This is a genomic window from Flavobacterium sp. B183 (assembly GCF_023539155.1).
Taxonomy (GTDB): Bacteria; Bacteroidota; Bacteroidia; order Flavobacteriales; family Flavobacteriaceae; genus Flavobacterium; species Flavobacterium tructae.
The window spans coordinates 4615040-4631968 of sequence record NZ_CP097434.1; the positions used below are offsets into that span (position 1 = coordinate 4615040).

A 16929-nucleotide genomic window follows, 5' to 3' on the forward strand; every position below is an offset into this window, starting at 1 on the left:
TTAAGCGTAATTCTACCTGTTTTAATTAGTAGAAAGCAGATTTTTTATCCCTCTGATCAAAAAAATTAAAATAAGGCTGTTGGGTAATTAATACAAAAATCATGTAATAAATAGAAACATAGATTCTCCGAAAAAAGTAAGAAATAAAATGTAAAACGTCCTATTTTTAATAAGAGAGTCTATGTTTATGTGTTTAAAGAATAGCCACAGATTAAAAAGATTAGAAAATCTGCAAGATCTGCAAGATCTGCGTGTAAAAAAATATTTAACGCATAGAGACATAGATTCTCCGAAAAAAGTAAGACGTGAAATGTAAAACGTCCTATTTTTAATAAGACAGCCTAGGTTTATGTGTTTAAAAAAAAAACAGATTAAAAAGATTAGAAAATCTGCAAGATCTGCGTGTAAAAAAATTTTAACGCATAGAGACATCAATTTTTTTACAGGAAGAAAGTCTATGTTTCTCCAATGTTTAAAAATAATTACACCCAACGGGTTAAACTAAGTATTCAAAAGTTCTTTTTATAGTCAATATCAGCTTCTGTCACAGCTGTCCAACTCAATTAGGAATGACTGAGATAACAAGTTACCACAGCAGCGACAAAGCCACAAATACTTCTTATTTAAAAATATTCATTTTCTCATCATAAACCGGACTTTCGACATTAAGAAATTTTAGAACACTGTGAAAAACATGGTTTTGAGTCAATGTTTCATTAGGCTTAAGCTCTTTTGAATGATCAGATACCCACACAATAAACGGAATCTCATATTGTTCTTTAGGGGCAATACTAATAGGCACACCGTGCATGTAAAGATTTTTTTCTCCTAAAGATTCTCCGTGATCTGAAACAAAAATCATGGTGCTTTTGTAGTCTTTTAGTTCTTTTAAATCCTCAATTACACTATGAAGTATATAATCGGTATACACAATTGTATTATCATAAGCATTAAGAAGTTCATTTTGAGAACATTTACCCAACTCAACACTATTGCAAACTGGTTTAAAAGTCTCAAATTGCGGCGGATATTTTTTACTGTATGTAGGTCCGTGACTTGTACTGGTATGGAGTACAATTAGTATTTTATTCTTTTTACTGGCCTGAATCTGCTCTTTTAATCCTCTTAGTAAAACCTCATCATACTCGCATTCCACACCTTTACAGTCGGCTTTTAATGCTTCCTTGTTTTGATAGTTTTTTATATGAACTGGCGGTTCTCCCCAATTGGTCGTTCTCCAAATGACTTCCACATTATTTCGATATAAATAATTAGGCAAAATTTCATACAGATCATCACTGTTCTTATGTTCCAAAATACATTTTACACCTGCAGTAGTATATGTAGCACAAGAATTGGCATTAAAATGAAATACATTTTCTGTTTTGGAAAGTAACGGATTGGTGTTTTTCTTATAACCGTAAAGAGAAAAATTTTGCCTTCTGGCCGATTCGCCGATAACCAAAACTACAACTGATTTCTCATTATCTTTTATAACAGCATTGGGCAACAAAATTTCCTTTTCATTTTTCTTGAACTTATGAATGTAAAATAGCGGGGTATTAACCGAATAGGACCATGGCATTGCAAGACCTCCAAGTCGTTTCGAATTTTTGTCAATCCAAAGCCAATTGCTGGCATTAACAAATACCAAAACGGCAATAAATACTAAAGTTAGTGAAGAAGTGATGGAAAACTCCTTCAATGGTACCTTAGTTATTTTGACCTTTGCAATGTAAATACTCGGAATAATTCCAAGAAAAATTACGTACAAAATTACTTTAAAAGAAAAAAAACTGCTGGATTCTTCGTAGTTGGTATTCAAAATATTGCCAATCATACTTTCGTCAATGATGACACTATACGTATTCACAAAGTAGACTGCAATTGAACTAACAATAAAAAACAAGATCAGCAAAACTTTCCCAACATGACGAGAGAGCGAAAACAGAAGGTATAAAACAAATGCATTAAGAACCAGCATTAGAATTACCAAACTCACAATCAAAACAATACCATTCAGACTTTTATAATCGACATTGTTAAAAACAAAGGTGTAAAATGGCAGGTGGAAGAACAAAAAAATCAAAAAACTCATCAATAGAACAAAATGAGTTATTCTTAAATTATTTTTTAACGTAAACATAAGTAATCTTATAAAGTGAGACTGCTAAGCTAATAAACGAAAGATAATATATGATCAAATTTTCTTTAATAATTTTGCCGACCAAGCAAATACAACAAATAATAAACAATGCAATAAAAATTGGATAGTATTTATCATTGTTGATCCAGGCCCCTATTTTATATTTTCTGCTGATAAAAATACCTGAGATTCCTGAAATATACCCCAGAATACTTCCTGTAATTACATCAAGGGGATAATGTGCCCCTACAGCTACTCTTGTAAATGCTAAAATAAATCCTATTGTAATGATTGATACGGACCACAGAACTTTAAATTTCAATCGCTGCGGCATAAAGGCAAATAAGATAATGGTCAATACAGTAAAAACTACAATCGAATGTCCTGAAGGCAAACTATTGAAGCCACATAATTTTCTTCCCATAATACATGTAATTTCATTATTAAAAATTACGGCAGGTCTTGGAACACCAAATATTGCTTTTAACGGACAGGAAAATAAGAGCGAAAATAATAAACCCGACAGCAAAGCTTCCCATAGTTTGGGTGCATAGAGTATAAAAAGGGCTAAAAAGGATAAAAAAATCGAAGCATCTCCAAGTTGAGTAAGATTGTATTGTAAATTAGGATAAAGCCCTAAATGGGAATTAATATAAAGAAAGGTGCTTTTTTGAATTTGCGCATAATTATAAACACTTAAAGCATTCTCATAATAAAGAAACATTACGAGAGCAGCTAAACAGAATAAGGGCAAAAAATATAAGGAGAACTTAAGTTTTGAATAATTTTTAATAATACTAGTATTCATTGTGTTGTTTGTTATGGTAAATTTAAAGGCAACTTATTTTTTTAAGAGGAAAGCGACTTAACAGTCATCGCTCATTTCCTCCGCAAAGTTTTGTAATTAAAATGAAGAGGAGATTAAAAAATCCATAACCGTTTAAGTGCCTATCCATCTTTTGGAGAAAAGTAAAAGATATACTAAGTAAAATAACACAAATGATACCCCTTTACGTAAGGGAAATAAAATCTTAAAAAAGTAAATTGAAATGAAACTAGCAATCTTTGAGTACCAATAATAAAAAGCAGTTTGAAAGAAAAACGAAAAAAAAACAGAAACATTCGAAAAAACGGATAATTTACATAATCCGTCTTCTGAAACCTTGTTATTTTTTTTTTCGATTCTCATATAATAACCTTTAATGACAAGTAAAGTAATGGTTCAATTTAGAAGAAATTTAGAATTTTGGGCAAAATAAATACTTTATTTAAAATAATCATATTTCCTAACATTTTATTAACGTAATAATTTTCTTTCATTTTGTTAAAATCAAATAATATCTTTCAATGACAAACCAAAAATCTTACAAAACCATCTTAAATATCGACCATAATGATACAAATAACGACATTTTTATATCTTAATTCAAACGCTACACCGAAACTCTTTAACATTTTTCGTTCTCTTTTAAAATCACTACTTTTAGATGGAATATCAAAAAACGAAAAGGTCGTTAAAAATTGAATTGATTCGGTTACATCAAAAAATAAAAATAAAAGATTCAATTTTTCTACAAAATTCCAGGTTATACTTGCAGCATGAAAATTTTAATCATAGAAGATGAGCAGCAAATTGCTCAAAGCATCAGGGATTATTTTAAAACAAACGGCATTCAGTGTGAAACAGCCGAAAGCTACAGTCTGGCACTTAGTAAAATTGATTCTTACGACTATGACTGTATCCTTTTGGATCTTATGCTTCCTGACGGAGATGGCTTTGATATTTTAAGAGAACTCAAAAGAAAAAATAAAACGGACGGTGTTATCGTTATCTCGGCTAAAGAAACACTCGAAACGCGGATTGAAGGGTTTAATCTTGGCGCAGATGATTTTCTAACCAAACCATTTCACCTTTCTGAACTATTGGTGCGCATGCAGGCTCTCATACGACGCAAAAATTTCAAAGGAAATAACACTATCATTTTTAATGAAATTGTAATCGACATACTTTCAAAATCGGTAATGGTTAATGATACTAAACTGGATCTTACCAAAAAGGAAATTGATTTACTGTTGTTTTTAATTGGGAATGACAATAAAGTATTGTCAAAAGCCGCCATTGCCGAGCATCTTTCCGGAGATATGGCTGATATGCTGGACAATCATGATTTCATTTACGCGCATATTAAAAATTTAAAGAAAAAACTCAGTCAGGCAGGAAGCGGGGATTATATCAAAACAGTTTACGGACTGGGATACAAATGGGAAAATGAATAGCAAAAAATTACTTCAAAAAACAACCAGCACTTTTCTTGCTTATGCTATTATCATTTTAGTAATAGCAGCACCATTATTCTACTTTATCAGCCAGCAGCTTTACATTTATGAGACTGATGAAGTACTGCATTTTCACAAAGGTGCTTTTATCAAAGAAAGTCATAAGGATTTTACACAAAAAGATATTGACTTATGGAACAAGTACAACCATGAAGTAATGATTGTTCCGGACATGGGTGTTAAAGAAGATTCTATTGTTGGAAAAATGCTGTATGATTCTATTGCAAAAGAAAAAGAGCCCTTTCGTGTGCTTTATGCACCGGTAACTATAAATGGTAAGAAATTCACCTACACCGAAAAAATAAATCTTTTGGAAATGGAAGGAATGGTATTTAGCATTGCTCTTATCTTTCTTTTTATCATCATTATGCTGTTAATCGGAATCATCTTGATTTCAAAAGCCACAGCGGCCAAAATATGGAGTCCTTTTTATAATACATTGCATCAGATTGAGAATTTTGAAATAGACAAAAACAAACCTCCTCACTTTTTGCCTACCGATATAAATGAATTTGACCGTTTGAATAAAAGTCTTGAAAGACTGATTGAAAAAAACACCGCTATTTATAAAAATCAGAGAGAATTTGTCGAAAATGCAGCCCATGAACTTCAAACTCCACTGGCCCTCTTTCAAACCAAAATAGATACGCTGACACAATTGAATCTGGACAAAGAACAATCCCATCTGGTTTCTTCACTAAATCTTGATGTTGCAAGACTTAACAGATTGAATAAAAATCTATTGCTGCTGTCGAAAATTGACAATGAAAGTTTTCTTGAAAAAAGTACGATGGTCCTTAATGATTATATTACAAAACATTTGGACTTTTTTACCGAACAAGGGAATACCAAAAACATCACAATCTACACTGAATTTGTTTCTACAGTAACCATTACAGGAAATCCGGCTCTTACGGAAGTGCTTATTAATAATTTATTCTTAAATGCGATTCGCCACAACGAGCAAAACGGGAAAATCATTATCAAAATTACAGAGAAAGAATTGATTTTTTCAAACACCGGACCAGCCACCTCCCTTGCCATTGAAAAACTCTTTAATAGATTTTATAAAAACAACCCTTCCTCTACGGGTAACGGCCTTGGTCTCGCGATCATCAAAAAAATCACTGAGCTGAATCACTGGGAAATAAACTATGCTTTTTCTACTAATATGCACAGTTTTACGGTCAAATTTTAAAAATTCAAACTTCCTACAGATTCGTATCTAATATTTGTACTGTAATTTTTAATTAAAAGAACAGTACTCATGAAAAATTCAATTCTGGCATGTTTGGTCCTGCTTTTTTCTTCTTATGCCATAGCGCAAAAAGTAAATGAAAAAGACATTCCCGCTATCGTAAAATCAACCTTTCTAAAATCTTACCCCAATCAGAACAATGTGAAGTGGGAAAAAGAAAAGAACAATTACGAAGCTTCTTTTACAGTATTCAAAACGGAACACGCGGTACTCTTAGATTCCAACGGTACTATTTTGGAAACCGAAGAAGAAATCAGCGTGAAAAAACTTCCGGCTAAAGCGTTGGCTTACATTCAACAAAATTATAAAAACAAACAGATCAAAGAAGCAGCTGTCATCACTGATGCTCATGGCACGATAACTTTTGAAGCACAGGTTAACGCTATCGACCTGATTTTTGACAAACAAGGAACTTACATTAAAAGCATAGCAGATTAAAACCATTCCAATGAAATTAAAGATATTTTTAGTATTCGCCTTACTTGTATTTAAAACATTCCATGCAACGGCGCAGAACAGCTCCGCAACACTTTCGGGCTTAATTAAAGACAAAACAACAAAATCTCCTCTACCCTACATAAATGTCGTTTTAAAGACGGCCAAAGATCAAAAAATGCTTTTCGGCACTCTAACGAATGAAGAAGGACGCTTTAACCTGACCAATGTAGCTACAGGCAATTATACTTTGGAAATTACGGCTGTGGGCTACAAAACCAAATCACAAAAAATCTTTGTAGGGACGCTATCCGATTTCCTGGACCTCAACACCATCGAACTTGAGGAGGACATCAATACTTTATCTGAAGTTGTTGTGACTTCTAAATCATCTGAAGTAAGTGCCAAAATGGATAAAAAAGTTTTCTCCGTATCGGATAACATCGCCCAAAGCGGAGGCTCGGTTTTACAATCTATGCAAAATCTTCCGGGTGTTACGCTCCATGAAGGGAAGGTACAGCTTCGAGGCAATGATAAAGTAATGGTTTTGATTGACGGAAAACAAACTGCCCTGACTGGTTTTGGAAATCAATCGGGTCTGGATAATATTCCGGCATCTGCCATTGAAAAAATTGAAATTATAAACAATCCCTCGGCCAAGTTTGACGCCAATGGAAATGCGGGTATCATCAATATTATTTACAAAAAAAACAAACAGGAAGGACTAAACGGTAAAATAGGAATCAGCTCAGGATATGGCGCTTTATGGGAACGCAAAGCTAATTTGCCAAGCATTCGTCCTCAATATCAAATGACCCCTAAAATCAATCCTTCACTGTCTCTGAATTACAGAAAAGAAAAAATAAATACGTATTTACAGGCCGATTATCTGTATACGGAAACACTCAATAAAAATGAATTTGTAACCCGTACTTATGATGACGGTACCATCATCAACCAGCAAACGGTACGAAACCGCAATACTCATTTTACCACTTTAAAATCCGGAATAGACTGGAACTACAATGAACATAACAGTTTTTCTTTTTCGGCACTTTTTGGAAGTGAAAAAATTATCGACAACGGTGATGAGCCTTTCTTCAATCAAGATTATTCTCAAAGGTTGCGCCTGTGGTCGTTTTTAGAAGATGAGCTCAAAACAACGGTAATGGCCAGCGCTTCTTACGAACATAAATTCAAACAGCCCGGGCATAAATTAAATGCAGGTATCAACTATACCTATCACAGGGAAGATGAAAAATACTTCTTTACCAATACATTGCCAACTTCGGTTGGACAGGATGCTTTTAAACTGCTTTCGGATGAAAAAGTAGTGGATATTAATGTTGATTACATAAGGCCCTTAAAATATGGACGATTTGAAACAGGTTTCAAATTCAGAAATAGAGAAATCCCTACCAACATGCAATTCTTCCCGGGCGTGAACTCTCCTATTGACGCCAATGCAGGAGGATGGGCCAATTATAAAGAAATCATTCCTGCTCTTTACTCCAATTATATTTTCGAAACGGACAAAATTGAAGCAGAACTTGGTTTAAGACTTGAATATGTAAAACTGCAGTACGATGTTAATCCCAATCATCCCACTTACAAAAGTGACGGATACAATTATACAGAACCGTTTCCTAATGTACGTTTTGGATACAAAATTGATGACAAAAATAAAATTACTGCTTTTTACAACCGTCGGGTAGACCGACCGGCAGAGGTTGACATCCGTATTTTTCCAAAATATGATGATGCCGAAATTATCAAAGTTGGAAATCCCGCATTACGTCCGCAATTTACAAGTGCCTTTGAAATAGGGTATAAAAAAACGATAGAAAAAGGTTATTTCACTTCCTCTGTTTATTACAGAATCATTAATGGAACTATTGCCCGTATTGCCACTACTGTACCCGGAAGTTCACTGATATATAATGTATTTCAAAACGCAGATAAAAGTTCATCAGTTGGAATCGAAGCTGTTTATTCAAAAGAAATAACACCTTGGTATTCTTTCAACCTGAACGGAAATCTATATCAAAATACCATCGATGCTTTTACCGTAACAAATCTATATCCGGTGCCAAGTACATACTATGGAAAACGTCAGCAAATGGTTTCCGGAAATTTAAAATGGAACAACAGCCTTCAGTTAAACAAAACACTAAAAGGTCAAATTTCTGCTGTTTATCTGGCTCCTGATATTATTCCACAAGGAAAAATTGACTCCAGATTTTCTGTTGATCTCGGACTAAAGAAAACGGTACAAAAAGGAAAAGGTGAAATCTTTGTAAATGCCACCGATATTTTCAACACGCTAAGCATACGAAAAGATATTCAAGGTGAGGGCTTTAATTATAGAAGCAAAGATTTTTATGAAACACAAGTGGTGCGATTTGGATACAGCTACAAATTTTAATTTCTAAATCACGTTTTGAATACTTTTATCTCTCCATAAACTTCCTGATTTGGAAGCTTATGGAGAGCTTTTTTTTCCTTAAAAACGCCTGATCTTATACTAATTGTGATTCTGGATATTTTTTAAAATGGATCATTATCTTAGTATAAAACCATTCTTCATAGGATCTTTCGGATCTATTAAAAACGTATTTACTCCTGTTACAAAAGCCGTTCCTTCCACTTGCGGAATTACAGCTTTGAAGGGGCCGAATTTTTCTTCTCTGACAAGTGACCCTTTAAAAGTACTTCCCGTTATACTTTCTATCGTAATAACTTCACCCAAGTTGATAGCACTTCTGGCTTTTTCAATCGCAATTCTTCCGGAAACACCGGAACCTGTTGGAGAGCGATCGACTTCTCCATCGGCAAAAACACAAACATTTCGGCTGTGGTTAGAAGCATTCAACGGTTCATCTATAAAAATAGTTCCATATAAAAAACTCAAATCCTCCTCAAACGGATGCTGAATTTCGGCATCCTGCTTCATTACGGCATGTTTGATATCGACCCCGGTTTGAATAATGGTTCGGTAATTTTCTTCCGTTAATCCAAAATTCAAATGTGTATTTTTTCTCAAATCAACATAAGCATAAAAAGCACCTCCATAGGCCAAATCATAAACGACATCACCAATTCCTTCAACATTTACAACACGATCTAAACCTACGGCAAAACTTGGCACACAATGAAACCGTACCCCTGTTACTTCTCCGTTTACTACCGTGACAAACGAAAAAATCCGACCGCAGGGAGCATCAATTTTCAATTCATTCTCACCTTCTTTTACCGTGATCCATTTCATTTTTGCTGCCAAAGTACTTATCGCAATAATGGCATGACCACACATACTGCTGTATCCTTCGTTATGCATAAAAAGAATACCAAAATCGGCTTCATCATCATTTGGCGGAAGTAAAATACAACCGTACATATCGGCATGACCGCGAGGTTCAAACATCAATGCCGTTCTTAAATAATCGTAATTTTCTTTTATATCTCTCCTGTATTCTAAAACAGTATTTCCTTTCAATTTCGGAAAACCGGAAACAATTACACGCAAAGGCTCACCGCCGGTATGCATATCAATTGTTTGGATCTGCAATACGGAAGCGTCTGCTTTATAATCAGTATTATTACAAATATTTTGGTAAGTACTAGACATTCTTTTGTGCTTTTAAATTATACGCTTCATAAAAATATCCGGCTGCGACAAGGTCTTCTAAAGCATGTCCAACCGATTTAAAATAAGTGATTTCAGTCTCAGAGGTTCTGCCCGTTTTTGCAGTACTGCATAATTCAAACAAATCGGCTTTGATAGTTTCTTCTGTGATAATGCCAGTTGTTAGCGGAATTAAAATATCGCCGCTTTCCTTTAGTCCGCCCTGATAAGTATCCAAAAACAGGCTCGATTTTAGAACCGCTTCGTCATCGGCCTCACGCATGTCTTTTTTGTATGCTCCAACAAGATCTAAATGCTGTCCTGCTTTCAGCCATCTTCCAAAAACAAGCGGAACGGGTGATAAAGTCGCTGACGAAATGATATCAACCTGAGAAATAACTTCTTCTATAGTTGAAACGGGTTTGCAAGTAAATGGAAAATTTTTGAGTGCATGGCAAACCAATTGTGCCTTTTCTATAGTTCTTCCCCAAACATAAACTTCTTTTATAGGTCTCACACTGGCATGCGCCTGAATTAAATTGATGGCCAATGCTCCTGTACCAATCATCAACATAGACGAGGAGTCTTTTCTCGAAAGATAGCTGCTTGCCAAAGCAGAGGTTGCCGCAGTACGTTTGCCTGTTAGTGATTTTGCATCAAGAATTGCCTTTATATTTCCTTTATGCCCGTCGAGATAAATATAAGTGCCCTGAATGGAAGGCAGGTCATATTTACCATTATTGGGACTTACCGTCACTATTTTTACTCCTAAATCCTTACCCGATTGGAATGCGGGCATTAGCAGCAGTGTAGAATCTTTGCCTTCTTCCGGATTAGGATAATCATGATGATGGCGCATAGGCACGCTGATATCCGAGCTCGAAAACCCAGCCCGAAGTCTTTCTATAAGTTCTTTAAAATTACATTTTTCTTCAATAAAATGATCTGAAATAAGCGATATTGGTTGCATGTGTTTTGTTGAAATTTTATTAAAAATAGAAGATTATTCTATCTTAATACTATTTCATGCGTAATCAGATAACATACGCCAATTTAGGGTTAACATAGTACAGATTAACGAGTCACACGATCCTAATCTATAAAAAAAGTTTCAGCGTGAAATTTCAAAACTTACTGATTCTTTTTGAAAAGCCCCGCTTTTAGATTTGAACCTGCTGAACCTTCGGCCAATTGCAGGTAATTGCGTTTGCTCTGATCTTTTTCAATTTTTACAGTTCCCGTAGTTTGTACGTTTTCCATTTTTAGAAAATCTGTCGATGTTGCATCGTTACCACTTAACGGACCACTTCCGTACCCTGCCAGATTGGTGTAATTTGTAAAAAGGCAGTCCGAAGCTTTGTACTGGCGTGTGCTTCCTTTTTCTCGTATCCATACGGTACTGCTGTTTGCTATTATATTATGATGAAAGTCGAAATGGTCTCCATTGGTACTTTGTGTCGTCCAAACACCACTAAAATAACTGCCATATACGAGTGAATAACGCATAACATTTGGACTTCCGGTTCCTCCATCGGTTTGCCAAAAAACAACCGGATTTTTGCAGTTGAAAAAAACACAATGATCAATAACCAGTCCATAACCATTGGCTATAACTCCCACATGTAGCGGCAATACGTCAACATCGCCGGCAAACAGGCACTGTGTTACTAGCAAATCGTCCAGTCTTTTCCCATTACGCCATATCGGATAGGAACGACGCAGGTTATTACCATCTATATAAGAGTAATCGGGACTGCCTGTAAATCGCAGACCTTCAATGGTTACATGGCTAACCTCAGGCTGTATCCCTTTGGCCTCTTCTCCTCCCACTCCCGGTAAAAGCGGTACTGCCGTAACTACCACCGGCATTTTTTGAGGGGTCCAATCCGCATCATCAGGCATAATCTCTGCACGAATGACCAGACGATTTTTTAAAGTATACTTATCATTTGTGAAGATAACGGTCTCCGTTAACAGGTGTACCCCTTCTGAAAGGAAAATTGTTGTTGCTCCCTGTTCTTTGTTTAAGTTTATACGCTTTGCCGCCTCTGCAAGTGTTTTTAATGGGTGCGTTTTTAGTCCTGAATTTGTGTCATGACCAGTCTTAGGATTAACGTATAGCTGTTCTGCCTGTAGGGACGATACGCTCATTACCAACAATAGAAATTTAAGTGTGAATTTTATCATATCCTTTTTTTTGTAAAATTAGAATATTCTCATCCTGCCAAAATGGTCATTTTATCTTTAAAATGGTCAATTATTGCTTCTTTCTATATTGTTGAGGTGTAGTCCCGGTTATTTTTTTAAAGAAGCGATTAAAGTTAGATGGATCTGAAAAACCAAACTCGTATGAAATCTCTTTTGCGGATTTGTTTTGACAAAGTTGTTTCTTTATTTCCGAAATCAGCTTGTGATGAATCATTTGCTGCGCTGATAATCCGCTAAATTGTTTGCAAATTTTATTAAGAAGTCCCGAGCTGATAGTAAGGGCTTTTGAATAAGCTTCAACACTATGATCTGCTGTGAATTTCTTTTCCAGCAAAGATCGAAATCTGTAAAAGTCTAAATGAACATAGGTATCTCTCTGAACCTTGTGAACATCGGCATAATATCGATTGAGAATTACAAGCAATTGATACAAAAGCGACCTGATCAAATGACTGCTGTCATTCTGAAGCTCATCAAACTCCAATTCAATTCCATACAAAAGTTCCAGACATTTTGCGAAAGATGTCTCCGATAGCTGCATCTCGGTTGGACGAGAATATTGATGAAAATACTGAAATCGATACAGAAATAGTTCATCCGAGAAAAAAAGATAAAGAAAATCCTTTTCGAAGAAAAGTGTATACCCTTTTACCGTCTGCTCAATCTCCCAACAGCGCACTTGTCCCGGACTTGTGAAAATAATAGTCCCCGGGCTTATTACCATCTTATTCTCGTTCAATGTAATAGCGCCCGCTCCCTCTTCGATGAAAAGAATTTCGTAAAAACTAAGCTGATGTAACGTATTGTCTAATACAAAATTTTCCAATGTTTCGATACGTCCAATATCCAACAGCAATTCCGAACCGTACTTATAGGGAAGAAAATGATACGTTTTAATTTTTGTGACCAATGCTTTTTCTTTTTTAATTTCTTACTGTATTATAGATGAATTAAAAATACAAATTTACATTGTTGAAAGAAATCTCTTTTTTATGATTCTGAATAATTTCACACTCAATACCTACCTACTTTTTTAGATTACTTTTTCAGATTTTTATCTTTAAATAATTTCTCCACAAACTTTCTGTACCATGAGAATTGATTAATTGTAAATATAAAAAGGATAATGGCTGTCGAGCAGATGGCGATAACAAACATATTGAGCGCGATGGCCATACCTACAGCCGAAGTCGTCCATAAACCCGATGCAGTGGTTAATCCCTTAGGTAGATTTTTTTCATCTCTAAAAATAAGCCCTGCCCCTATAAAACCAAGTCCTGTTGCAATAGCAGCAAGCATTCTGGCAATAGCCGATTTATCCTCGGTGAGATGAGCAGCAATAGAAACAAAAAGACAAGAAGCTACACAAATACAGGCAAAAGTTCGCACACCCGCATTCTGCTGTTCTCTTTCTCTCTCAATACCAATAATTCCTCCCAATAAAAGCGCCAACAGTAATTTGGCAGAAAGTAAAAGTTCAAATTCAATATCCATAATAAAATACTTTTTTAATGCCACATTGTAATTTTATTACATCTCGTAATAAAGCTCGTTTTTTTCTTTTACTGGTATATTTTCTGCCCCTGTCATTTCGAGCAGATTGATCTCTATTGTTTTTGCAAGCGAAGTCATTGGTGTGTCAACAGGTGTATTTTCAAAAGGATCCTGCATTATAATAGCTGTTTTTTCTATTGAAATAAACAGAACAGGAATCAATATCGTTATAAGAATCTCTACCACCAGCTGTGAGTCTTCGAGTCCAAAAGGGAGTATAGCTGCAAATACATAGATCAGGGTATGAACTAATACGCTGTATGATTTTGGAAAAACGGTATTTTTTAAACGTTCACATTTACCCATACTGTCACAAAGCCTGGCTAATGTTTCATTTAACTGCACCTGTTTAAACTCTGAAATTAGTCCTTGTGATGCCAATTCTGCAATATTAAGGGAGTGTTTATCCAACAAAGCATTAGGGATATTAGAGGCTTTGATCTGAAAAGTATCAAGATAAGTCTGCACCCTTGGTGAAAACGGCTGTTTGCGCAATGACTCTCCCAATGCATAAAGCCAGATGATCTGTCTTTCTGTAAAAGCATCGGCAATCTCTTTATTTTCTTTTGATGTAAATTGGATTATCTGCCGGATTAAAGTCCTGGAATCATTTACTATCGCTCCCCAAACGGTTCGGGCTTCCCACCATCTTTCGTACGATTGCGCTGTCCGAAAAGCAAGAAGAAGAGAAACCGCAGTACCCACTAATGCCGGAATACTTAACGGCAGAGATACCTGTTGAAATAAGGGATGCATGTCGAGCAATCCAATTAATATCGCAAATAGTACGATCAGTACAATCTGCGATCTAATCTCATTAACAAAGTACAAAAGTGATATTCTCCTATTTAATAACATAAGTAATGATTAAAAATTCAACAATTGATTCTGTATCAGACAATTCAAATATAAAAATTTAAATTGAGGTAAAAGTTATTTATAGCTGTTACCTGGTCATTTGGACTGCTTATAATTAAACTTTGAAAGATCAAATTCTTCACGAAGGAATAACAAAACTTAAATCAGCCGAATTAAATAACTAACTCCAACGAAACTAAATAATAAAATAGAAAAGCAGCTAAAATCGTGCTGCTTTTCTTCTAATAGATTCTTTATATTTGCAATTATTTTAATTAAATCTAAATAAACCAAATATGCGAATTTATTCTTTGCTGATGGTGTTCTTTACTATAAGTTCACTTTCCGCACAACAAGCTTCTAAAACAAATCCCAAAAGTCAGGACAGTATTTTACCTGATCAATCAAAATCTGACAATGAATTAAAAGAAATTGTTATCTCTGCTACAAGACAAGTCGAAAGTTTAAACGAAGTTCCTTCTTCAGTAACGATACTTTCAAAGAAACAATTACAACAGCAACTGAGCATAAGCTCCAATTTAAGTGATATTCTGGGTACGACAGTTCCGGGTTTAGGTTTTACCACAAATAGAACTCAGAATTTAGGTCAGACTTTACGTGGCCGCCGCGTATTAGTAATGATTGATGGTATTCCGCAATCGACACCTTTAAGGGATGGAGCAAAAGACATGCGTTCTCTGGATCCTACAGTGCTGGATCGTGTTGAAGTAATTAAGGGTGCTACCGCAATTTACGGTAACGGTGCTGATGGTGGTTTGATCAATTATATTACAAAAAAACCAACTACCGATAAAGCAATAAGCGGATCAACAGAGGCTGGAACAGCTTTCTCATTGATTAAACCTAAAGAAACTGCCGGTTTCTTTGTGTCACAGCAGTTCAACGGAAAAATTAAGAAGTTCGATTATGTAATTAGTGGCCGTTATGAAGAAACAGGACTTTATCGCGATGCAAAAGGACGTGTTCTTTCACCGGAATATGGAATGAACGATCTTAGAAACTGGAATGCTTTTGCTAAAATCGGATATGATCTTAACGCTAACAATCGTCTGGAATTAATGTACAATTATTTCAAAAGTACGCAGCATACCGATTATATCGCTAAAGCCGGAGTGTATGGAAGTTTTGACCAGCCTACTACCGGAATCAAAGGGTCACGTCCCGGAGAACCGGAAGGAACTCCTTATAACCACAATGCGGCTTTAAGTTATATTGGGGAAAATATTATTGGAAATACAGATATTAATGCTACTCTTTACTTTCAAGATTATCTTACACTTATTAACTATAGTGACTTTTTTGAAAACAAAGGACAACCTGCTACACAAAGTAAAAAGTTTGGTTTTCGTTTGAATTTAAACAGTCCCTACGAAATCAATTCTCTTATATCTGGTAATGTCACTTACGGACTGGATATTCTTTCGGATATTACCGATACTCATCTTACTGATGGCAGATTGGTAATTCCGGAAATGAATATGACCAACCTCGCTCCATACTTTCAAATTAAAAACATGTTTGGACCAAACTTGGTATTTAAAACCGGTTTGAGACTTGAAAATGTAAACATTGACGTTCCTAACTATACCACCATTGGTATTCGTAATTATGTAAACGGAACTTATGTAGGTGGAGGTGTCGCAGTAAACGGCGGGGCATTACATTTTAATGCGCTAATGTTCAATGCCGGACTGCGATATACAAAATGGAATTTGTTTAAACCTTTTGTAAGTTTTTCTCAAAGTTTCAGTGTAGCCGATTTAGGCTTAGTATTACGTGCTGCAAAAGAAAATACCGTTAACAACACTTCAATAAAAGCAGTTACTGCCAATAATTATGAATTTGGATTCTCCGGAGCTGTAGATCGATTATCTTATGAAGCAGCTGTTTATTACAGTACTTCCAAATTAGGTGCTTCTTATGTTTATATCGACGGTAATCCACAGATTTCCCGTTCACCTGAAAAGATCTATGGTTTTGAGTTATCAGCAAAATACCGTCTTCATTCCAAAATAGATATCGGAGCTACTTATTCTCTTACAGAAGGGAAACGTGAACTTGCCGACAAAAAAGTGTATTTAGGAGGTGACCGCATCAATCCACCAAAAATAACAGCTTATACTGTATTTAGGCCTATCGAAGACTGGTCGATTTTTCTTCAAATGATCAATACACCGGGAAGAGACAGGTTTGAGCCTGTTAATGGAACTTATACTTATGGAACAGGACCAATAAAATCATTCACCGCTTTTAATCTTTCGTCCGGTTATACTTTTATGAAAAAAAGTACAATTCGTTTAGGTGTTGAGAATTTATTTAACAAAGACTACTATACAGTTATCTCACAATGGCAATCGAACAATATGAATTATGTGAAAGAAAATGGTACGCGATTGACCATAAGTTTTACACAAGCATTCTAATTACATCACAAGTCATCAACAAAAAAAGGCTCGAACATTACGTTCGAGCCTTTTTGTATTCAGT

General features: G+C 35.3%; 13 protein-coding genes. 5 read left to right on the top strand and 8 right to left on the bottom strand.

Going from position 1 to position 16929, the window contains the following annotated elements:
- Positions 1 to 619: 619 nt before the first annotated feature.
- Positions 620 to 2146, bottom strand: coding sequence for a phosphoethanolamine--lipid A transferase EptA (gene eptA, locus M4I44_RS19015; protein ID WP_249965763.1), 1527 nt, complete (start codon positions 2144 to 2146; stop codon positions 620 to 622).
- Positions 2127 to 2954: a phosphatase PAP2 family protein gene (locus M4I44_RS19020; RefSeq protein ID WP_026109970.1), complete on the bottom strand. Its 828-nt coding sequence runs from the start codon at positions 2952 to 2954 to the stop codon at positions 2127 to 2129. The genes eptA and M4I44_RS19020 overlap by 20 nt, the downstream gene beginning before the upstream one ends.
- 791 nt (positions 2955 to 3745) lie before the next feature.
- Here M4I44_RS19020 and M4I44_RS19025 point away from each other — a divergent pair.
- The 4 genes from M4I44_RS19025 to M4I44_RS19040 all read left to right on the top strand — a co-directional run bounded on the left by M4I44_RS19025 (position 3746) and on the right by M4I44_RS19040 (position 8601).
- The gene (locus tag M4I44_RS19025; protein ID WP_249965764.1) at positions 3746 to 4423 is read left to right on the top strand and encodes a response regulator transcription factor; all 678 of its coding nucleotides are present in this window, start codon (positions 3746 to 3748) and stop codon (positions 4421 to 4423) included.
- The gene (locus tag M4I44_RS19030) at positions 4416 to 5681 is read left to right on the top strand and encodes a HAMP domain-containing sensor histidine kinase (RefSeq protein ID WP_249965765.1); all 1266 of its coding nucleotides are present in this window, start codon (positions 4416 to 4418) and stop codon (positions 5679 to 5681) included. Before M4I44_RS19025 ends, M4I44_RS19030 begins: the two co-directional genes overlap by 8 nt.
- Positions 5682 to 5750: 69 nt before the next feature.
- Entirely contained in the window at positions 5751 to 6179 is a 429-nt protein-coding gene (locus tag M4I44_RS19035) for a PepSY-like domain-containing protein (RefSeq protein WP_249965766.1), read from the top strand.
- A gap of 10 nt (positions 6180 to 6189) precedes the next feature.
- Positions 6190 to 8601, top strand: coding sequence for a TonB-dependent receptor domain-containing protein (locus tag M4I44_RS19040; RefSeq protein WP_249965767.1), 2412 nt, complete (start codon positions 6190 to 6192; stop codon positions 8599 to 8601).
- A 135-nt stretch (positions 8602 to 8736) separates the two neighbouring features.
- Here M4I44_RS19040 and M4I44_RS19045 read toward each other — a convergent pair whose 3' ends face one another.
- The 6 genes from M4I44_RS19045 to M4I44_RS19070 all read right to left on the bottom strand — a co-directional run bounded on the left by M4I44_RS19045 (position 8737) and on the right by M4I44_RS19070 (position 14421).
- On the bottom strand, positions 8737 to 9804 hold the full coding sequence (locus M4I44_RS19045; RefSeq protein WP_249965768.1) for a proline racemase family protein: 1068 nt from the start codon (positions 9802 to 9804) through the stop codon (positions 8737 to 8739).
- Entirely contained in the window at positions 9797 to 10771 is a 975-nt protein-coding gene (locus M4I44_RS19050) for an ornithine cyclodeaminase family protein (RefSeq protein ID WP_249965769.1), read from the bottom strand. The genes M4I44_RS19045 and M4I44_RS19050 overlap by 8 nt, the downstream gene beginning before the upstream one ends.
- 161 nt (positions 10772 to 10932) lie before the next feature.
- On the bottom strand, positions 10933 to 11988 hold the full coding sequence (locus tag M4I44_RS19055) for a hypothetical protein (protein ID WP_249965770.1): 1056 nt from the start codon (positions 11986 to 11988) through the stop codon (positions 10933 to 10935).
- A 70-nt stretch (positions 11989 to 12058) separates the two neighbouring features.
- The gene (locus M4I44_RS19060; protein ID WP_249965771.1) at positions 12059 to 12919 is read right to left on the bottom strand and encodes an AraC family transcriptional regulator; all 861 of its coding nucleotides are present in this window, start codon (positions 12917 to 12919) and stop codon (positions 12059 to 12061) included.
- Between the two features lie 128 nt (positions 12920 to 13047).
- Positions 13048 to 13503, bottom strand: a complete 456-nt coding sequence (locus M4I44_RS19065; protein ID WP_035746451.1) for an MgtC/SapB family protein — start codon at positions 13501 to 13503, stop codon at positions 13048 to 13050.
- Positions 13504 to 13539: 36 nt separating this feature from the next.
- Entirely contained in the window at positions 13540 to 14421 is an 882-nt protein-coding gene (locus tag M4I44_RS19070; protein WP_249965772.1) for a bestrophin family protein, read from the bottom strand.
- A gap of 296 nt (positions 14422 to 14717) precedes the next feature.
- On the opposite strand from M4I44_RS19070, the gene M4I44_RS19075 reads away from it, so the two are divergent.
- Positions 14718 to 16865 (top strand): TonB-dependent receptor, encoded by a 2148-nt coding sequence (locus M4I44_RS19075; RefSeq protein ID WP_249965773.1) that lies wholly within the window; start codon positions 14718 to 14720, stop codon positions 16863 to 16865.
- The last annotated feature ends 64 nt before the right edge of the window (positions 16866 to 16929 follow it).

Excerpts from the sequence above, each read along its gene's own strand:
- eptA (WP_249965763.1), bottom strand. The coding sequence starts at position 2,146 with ATGTTTACGTTAAAAAATAATTTAAGAATAACTCATTTTGTTCTATTG.
- M4I44_RS19020 (WP_026109970.1), bottom strand. The coding sequence starts at position 2,954 with ATGAATACTAGTATTATTAAAAATTATTCAAAACTTAAGTTCTCCTTA.
- M4I44_RS19025 (WP_249965764.1), top strand. The coding sequence starts at position 3,746 with ATGAAAATTTTAATCATAGAAGATGAGCAGCAAATTGCTCAAAGCATC.
- M4I44_RS19030 (WP_249965765.1), top strand. The coding sequence starts at position 4,416 with ATGAATAGCAAAAAATTACTTCAAAAAACAACCAGCACTTTTCTTGCT.
- M4I44_RS19035 (WP_249965766.1), top strand. The coding sequence starts at position 5,751 with ATGAAAAATTCAATTCTGGCATGTTTGGTCCTGCTTTTTTCTTCTTAT.
- M4I44_RS19040 (WP_249965767.1), top strand. The coding sequence starts at position 6,190 with ATGAAATTAAAGATATTTTTAGTATTCGCCTTACTTGTATTTAAAACA.
- M4I44_RS19045 (WP_249965768.1), bottom strand. The coding sequence starts at position 9,804 with ATGTCTAGTACTTACCAAAATATTTGTAATAATACTGATTATAAAGCA.
- M4I44_RS19050 (WP_249965769.1), bottom strand. The coding sequence starts at position 10,771 with ATGCAACCAATATCGCTTATTTCAGATCATTTTATTGAAGAAAAATGT.
- M4I44_RS19055 (WP_249965770.1), bottom strand. The coding sequence starts at position 11,988 with ATGATAAAATTCACACTTAAATTTCTATTGTTGGTAATGAGCGTATCG.
- M4I44_RS19065 (WP_035746451.1), bottom strand. The coding sequence starts at position 13,503 with ATGGATATTGAATTTGAACTTTTACTTTCTGCCAAATTACTGTTGGCG.
- M4I44_RS19070 (WP_249965772.1), bottom strand. The coding sequence starts at position 14,421 with ATGTTATTAAATAGGAGAATATCACTTTTGTACTTTGTTAATGAGATT.
- M4I44_RS19075 (WP_249965773.1), top strand. The coding sequence starts at position 14,718 with ATGCGAATTTATTCTTTGCTGATGGTGTTCTTTACTATAAGTTCACTT.